Origin of the sequence: Mesorhizobium sp. M7A.F.Ca.AU.002.02.1.1 (assembly GCF_003998535.1) — a bacterium.
Classification (GTDB): domain Bacteria; phylum Pseudomonadota; class Alphaproteobacteria; order Rhizobiales; family Rhizobiaceae; genus Mesorhizobium; species Mesorhizobium ciceri.
Genome location: NZ_RZPB01000375.1, coordinates 1 through 5,920, shown reverse-complemented (window position 1 = coordinate 5,920; position 5,920 = coordinate 1). Strand labels below are relative to the sequence as shown.

Genomic DNA, 5,920 nt, shown 5'->3' with positions numbered 1-5,920 from the left:
ATCCACAATTGGTGCAGATAGACGCCGAGCGCCGAGACAATGAAGCCGCCGCCGAAACAACAGGCAGAAGCGACCATGGCTTTGCGCGGACCGACGCGATCCAGCCAGCCGCCGCCGAACGCCGCCGCAATGCCCAGGAACAGGATCGCGATCGAGAAAATCCAGCCGAGGCCGGTCAATTTCCAGTCGTCGGGCGCCGAGTCGGTGATGCCGATCAGCTTAGACATCGGCAAGTTGAAAACGCTGAACGCATAGGCCTGGCCGATGCAAAGGTGGATGCAGAGCGCCGCCGGCGGCACCATCCACCTGCTGAAGCCAGGCTCGGCGACGGTGCGTGAGCGGTCGAGCCAGCCGCCCGCCCTTTCCCCAGTCGTATCCATTCCATCCTCCCAGATGCGTCTTCGAACCATCTTCTCAGATGTGTCCTGCGAACAAACTAGGCGGGTAAGCCGGCGAGGCAATAAGGAATGCCTGCCATACGACCAATGTCTAATGAGACTGGCCCATATCGCAAAGCAGGTCATTGCTTTCCCGAAAGTTAGATTAGAAACAATTGATTGACTGTCTGCTTATGAAGCGCGATCCCTCCACCTGCACTCACGATCATCTGGCCGGGCACGACGGCATTCACCAGTTGCGGTTGAGCCATTCGCGCGCCGGGCGCTCTATGAGGTAGTAGCTGCAGGCCGCGCAAGCGAAGACTGCGGCCAGCATCGGTATCGGCGCGCTGCCTTGCTCATAGACGAATTTGTAGAACGGCTGCTGCCATAAATAGAGCGAGTACGACCACAGCCCCAGCGTCGCCATCGGCCAGGACGACAGCAATCCGGAAAAATACCGTGGGCTGAAATCGAGTGCGTTGACGGCCAGAGCCAGCAGCGGCACCGCGAAGAGATAGTGCATCGGCGTCGGCACCCGATCCAGGAACAGGACAACGGCACAGACCGTTGCCACCAGGGCCACATGCTTGCCTCTCAAAAACGCCGGCAGCCTGCCGTCGGCCTTGAGCAGGCAGATCGAAGCCGACAGGAGGATCGACGCGATGTGCACATCCGTGCGCCAATAAGTGGTTTCGTAGTCCATCCCCAAGACCCAGTACGAAACCGCGCCATTGGCCATGGCCAGCAAGGCCAGCGCCAGGAGCAGCACGACCACGCGAGAGCGACTTGAGACGATGACGCTGATCAGCGCCAGGATGATGTAGGCGTGCTCCTCGATGCAGAGCGACCAGATATGGTCGAGCGCCCCTGCCCGAGCCACGAGAATGCCGGCATAATTGTAGGTGAATGTCAGCGCCGTCAGCGCGGCCTTCCATTTGAAGGCGAGGAACGTGCCGGAGAGCGCGATCATCGCGACGACTACGAAGACCAGAAGAGCCGGATAGATGCGGGAGAAGCGGCGTTTGAAGAATTTTTTCAGCGGGTAGCGTTCGATGAACAGGATCTCGCCCATCAGCCGGCCGCTGAGCACGAAGAAGAATTCGACGCCCAGCACGCCAAGATTGATTCCCGGAACCGGAAAGAAATGGCCGATCAGAACCAGCGCGATCGAAAGCCCGCGCCAGCCGTCGAGATAGGCCAGTCTTGTTCTGGTTGATCTGTCGGCGGCGGATCGGGACGGAACGACATGCGTCGCGGAAATGTCGGTCATGCCGATCCTCTCGCAATAGGCATGCGAAGGGTACGATGGTACAATTCGAACCCAGCTCGCATTCCCGCCCTAGTTCATATTGCAGTGCAATATGGATTTGTGCAAGTGCGAGATTGCTGCCGGATCAGGTCCGGCCTCCGGCTCGGCGGGGATTTGCTTCAAGCAGTGCGGCAGCGATTCCATCAGCAACTGAACGGATGCAGGCCGCCGCACGAGAAAAGGGGCCACGGAGGCCCCTTTCCTTGTCTGCGACTGATCGTATTAGAAACTGTTTCGAAACTCGCCCTGGCGAGTCATAGGTGGTGGTTTCGAGAACCGGAGCGGAGCGTACTTTTGGTACGTGAGCACCGGAAGCACAGAAAACGCCATCAGATGGCCGCCGGAGTAGAGTTTCCAAACAGTTTCTCAGGCGTTGGCTGCCGCAACCGCGCGCTTGGCCATCACCGCGATCAGATTGGCGCGATAATCGGCCGAGGCATGGATGTCGGTCATCAGATTCTTCGCCGGCACTTTCACACCTTCCAGTGCCGAGGCCGCGAAATTCTTGGCCAATGCTGCCTCGATCTCCTTCGAGCGGAAGACGCCGTCATCGCCGGCTCCAGTGACGGCGACGCTGACGCCATCCTTGCCCTTGGCAACGAACACGCCGACGATGGCGTAGCGCGATGCCGGATTGCGGAACTTTTCATAGGCCGCCTTGGCCGGCGCGGTGAAGGTGACGGCGGTGACGATCTCGCCTTCCTTCAACGAGGTCTCGAACAGACCCTTGAAGAACTTGTCGGCAGCGATCTCGCGCTTGTTGGTGATAATGGTGGCGCCCAGCGCCAGGAGCGCCGCCGGATAATCGGCCGCCGGGTCGTTGTTGGCGATCGAGCCGCCGATCGTCCCCTTATGGCGCACCGCCGGATCGCCGATCAGTGACGCCAGATGGGCAAGCGCCGGACAGGCCTTCTTCAGCTTCTCGTCATTGGCAACGGCGTGATGCGTGGTCGCGGCGCCGATGGTGACGGTCTTGCCCGAGACCTTGACGCCCTGCAGCTCCGTGATCCGCGACAGGTCGACAAGGTCTGACGGCGCGGCAAGCCGCGTCTTCATCGCCGGGATCAGCGTCATACCGCCCGAAAGCAGCTTGGCGTCGCCTGTCTTGACCAGCTTGGCAGCATCGGCGACCGAGGCGGCGCGGTGATAGTTGACTGCGTACATGGAATTCTCCCTTGGGTGAATGGGCGAATAGGGAGTAGCGAATAGCGAATAGGAACTATCCAGTCGCACCGCCTTCTCTTCCCTATTCGCTACTCCCTATTCGCTATTCGCTTTCAGTGTTTCGTTGCGCGGATCGCGGCCCAGACGGTGGACGGCGAAGCCGGCATGGCAAGATCGTTGCTGCCGATGGCGTCGGTGAGGGCGTTGATCACCGCCGGCGGCGAGCCGATGGCGCCGGCCTCGCCGCAGCCCTTGATCCCCAACGGATTGCCCGGGCATGGCGTGTTCGAGGTCGAGACCTTGAACGACGGTAGATCGCCGGCGCGCGGCATGGTGTAGTCCATGTAGCTCGCGGTCAAAAGCTGGCCGCTATTGTCATAATGGGCGCCTTCGAGCAGCGCCTGGCCGATGCCTTGCGCCAGCCCGCCATGCACCTGGCCTTCGACGATCATCGGGTTGATGATGTTGCCGAAATCGTCGGCAGCGACGAACTGGACGATCTCGGTGACGCCGGTTTCCGGGTCGACCTCGACCTCGCAGATATAGCAGCCCGCCGGGAAGGTGAAATTCGACGGATCGTAGAACGCCGTCTCCTTCAGCCCGGGCTCCATGCCGCCCGGCAGGTTGTGGGCAGTGTAGGCGGCCAGCGCCATCTGGAACCACGGCACGTTCTTGTCGGTGCCGGCGACCTTCAGCGCGCCATTCTCGATGACGATATCGCCTTCGTCGGCTTCGAGCAGGTGTGCCGCGATCTTCTTGGCCTTGGCCTCGACCTTGTCGAGGGCCTTGACGATGGCCGACATGCCGACTGCACCCGAGCGCGAGCCATAGGTGCCCATGCCCATCTGCACCTTGTCGGTGTCGCCATGCACGATCGAGACCGAATCGAGCGGCACGCCGAAGCGCTCGTTGACCAGTTGCGCGAAGGTCGTCTCATGGCCCTGGCCGTGGCTGTGCGAGCCAGTCAGCACCTCGATCGTGCCGACCGCGTTGACGCGCACTTCCGCCGATTCCCAAAGGCCGACACCGGCGCCGAGCGAGCCGACGGCAGCAGACGGGGCGATGCCGCAGGCTTCGATGTAGCAGCTCATGCCAATGCCGCGCAGCAGCCCCTTCTTGGCGGCGGCGGCCTTGCGCTTGGCAAAGCCGGCATAATCCGACGCCTTCATTGCCGCATCGAGCGAAGCGGCATAGTCGCCGGCGTCATAGCACATGATGACCGGCGTCTGATGCGGAAACGCTGTGACGAAGTTCTTGCGCCGCAGCTCGGCCGGCGAGACGCCGAACTGGCGGGCCGCCGTCTCCATCATGCGCTCCATGACGAAGGTCGCTTCCGGCCGCCCTGCCCCGCGATACGCATCGACGGGCGCGGTGTTGGTATAGATCGCCTTCACATTGGCGTGGATGGCCGGGATATTGTACTGGCCCGACAGCAGCGTCGCATAGAGGTAGGTAGGCGTCGCCGACGAAAACAGCGACATATAGGCGCCAAGATTGGCCTGGGTTTCGACCTTCAGGCCGAGGATCCTGTGGTCCTTGTCGAAGGCCATTTCAGCATGGGTGTGATGGTCGCGGCCATGCGCGTCGGTCAGAAAACTCTCGGTCCGGTCAGCCACCCATTTGACCGGCACCCCGGTCTTCTTCGACGCCCACAGGCAGACGATCTCTTCGGGATAGATGTAGATCTTCGAGCCGAAACCGCCGCCGACATCGGGCGCGATCACGCGCAGCTTGTTTTCCGGCGCGACATTGTAGAAGGCGCTCATCACCAGCCGCGCCACATGCGGGTTCTGCGAGGTCGTCCAGCAGGTGTAGTGATCCTCGGCCTTGTCGTAATGGCCAAGTGCGGCGCGCGGCTCCATGGCGTTAGGCACCAGCCGATTGTTGATGATGTCCATCTTGACGACATGGGCTGCCTTCCCGAAGGCCGCATCCGTGTCGTCGGCATTGCCGATGTCCCAGTCGAAGATCAGATTGTTGTCCGCTTCGGGGTGGATCTGCGGCGCACCCTTGTCCATCGCCTTGGAGGCGTCGACGACGGCCTTCAACTCCTTGTAGGTGATCTCGACCGCCTCGGCGGCGTCACGCGCTTGCCCCTTGGTCTCGGCGACGACAATGACGACGGCGTCACCGACATAACGGACCCGGTCGAAGGCGAGTGGCGACCATGCCCCCATCTTCATCGGCGAGCCGTCCTTGGAGTGGATCATCCAGCCGCAGATGAGATTGCCGATGCCATCGGCCTTGAGTTCCTTGCCGGTCAGCACGCCGATGACGCCGGGCATGCCTTGGGCCTTCTTCACATCGATCTTCTTGATCTGCGCATGCGCGTGCGGACTGCGCACGAAGGCGGCGTGCTTCATGCCGGGAACCACCATGTCGTCGACATAGCGGCCGGCGCCCGTGATGAATCGTTTGTCTTCCTTGCGCGCGACCCGAGCGCCAACACCTTCAATGCCCATCAGAAATTCCTCCCGAGATTGTAGGGGAGTAGGTGAGTAGGGCAGTACGGCAGTAGGGAAAAATTGGCTCCGATTCCCTACTGCCCTACTGCCTTATTGCCCTACTGCCTCGTTCAAGCCGCTTGTTTCGCCTTACCCTTCGACCCCTTCATCGTCGTCGATGCGGCGAGGATCGCCTTGACGATGTTGTGGTAGCCGGTGCAGCGGCAGATGTTGCCGTCGAGCTCGGCACGCACCGTCGCCTCGTCGAGCCCTTCGGGGTGGCGGCCGATCATGTCGGTCGCCGTCATGATCATGCCCGGCGTGCAGAAGCCGCACTGCAGCCCGTGATGTTCCTTGAAGGCGGCCTGCACCGGATGCAGGTCGGCGCCATTTGCCAGGCCCTCGATCGTCAACACGGTCGAGCCGGAGGCCTGCACCGCGAGCATCGTACAGGATTTGACCGCCTTGCCGTCGACGTGGACGACGCAGGCACCGCATTGCGAGGTGTCGCAACCGACATGCGCGCCGGTAAGGCCGAGATTTTCCCGCAGGAAGTGAACCAGAAGTGTTCGGTCCTCGGCAGCACCGCTGACCCGCTTTCCGTTCACCATCAACGAAACGTC

At 61.6% G+C, this 5,920-nt stretch carries 4 protein-coding genes and 1 pseudogene; all 5 read right to left on the bottom strand.

Going from position 1 to position 5,920, the window contains the following annotated elements; genetic code table 11:
- A pseudogene (locus tag EN879_RS21425) lies at nt 1-380 on the bottom strand (OFA family MFS transporter); the annotation flags it as partial.
- Nucleotides 381-627: 247 nt separating this feature from the next.
- Nucleotides 628-1,650 carry an acyltransferase gene (locus EN879_RS21420; protein WP_013531268.1) on the bottom strand — a complete coding sequence of 341 codons (1,023 nt, stop codon included), beginning with the start codon at nt 1,648-1,650 and terminating at the stop codon, nt 628-630.
- Between the two features lie 405 nt (nt 1,651-2,055).
- Nucleotides 2,056-2,853 (bottom strand): xanthine dehydrogenase family protein subunit M, encoded by a 798-nt coding sequence (locus EN879_RS21415; protein ID WP_063168155.1) that lies wholly within the window; start codon nt 2,851-2,853, stop codon nt 2,056-2,058.
- Between the two features lie 113 nt (nt 2,854-2,966).
- Nucleotides 2,967-5,315, bottom strand: a complete 2,349-nt coding sequence (locus tag EN879_RS21410; RefSeq protein WP_027160446.1) for a xanthine dehydrogenase family protein molybdopterin-binding subunit — start codon at nt 5,313-5,315, stop codon at nt 2,967-2,969.
- A gap of 113 nt (nt 5,316-5,428) precedes the next feature.
- On the bottom strand, nt 5,429-5,920 hold a 492-nt coding region (locus EN879_RS21405; RefSeq protein WP_281034599.1), incomplete at its 5' end, for a (2Fe-2S)-binding protein.

Excerpts from the sequence above, each read along its gene's own strand:
- EN879_RS21420 (WP_013531268.1), bottom strand. The coding sequence starts at position 1,650 with ATGACCGACATTTCCGCGACGCATGTCGTTCCGTCCCGATCCGCCGCC.
- EN879_RS21410 (WP_027160446.1), bottom strand. The coding sequence starts at position 5,315 with ATGGGCATTGAAGGTGTTGGCGCTCGGGTCGCGCGCAAGGAAGACAAA.
- EN879_RS21415 (WP_063168155.1), bottom strand. The coding sequence starts at position 2,853 with ATGTACGCAGTCAACTATCACCGCGCCGCCTCGGTCGCCGATGCTGCC.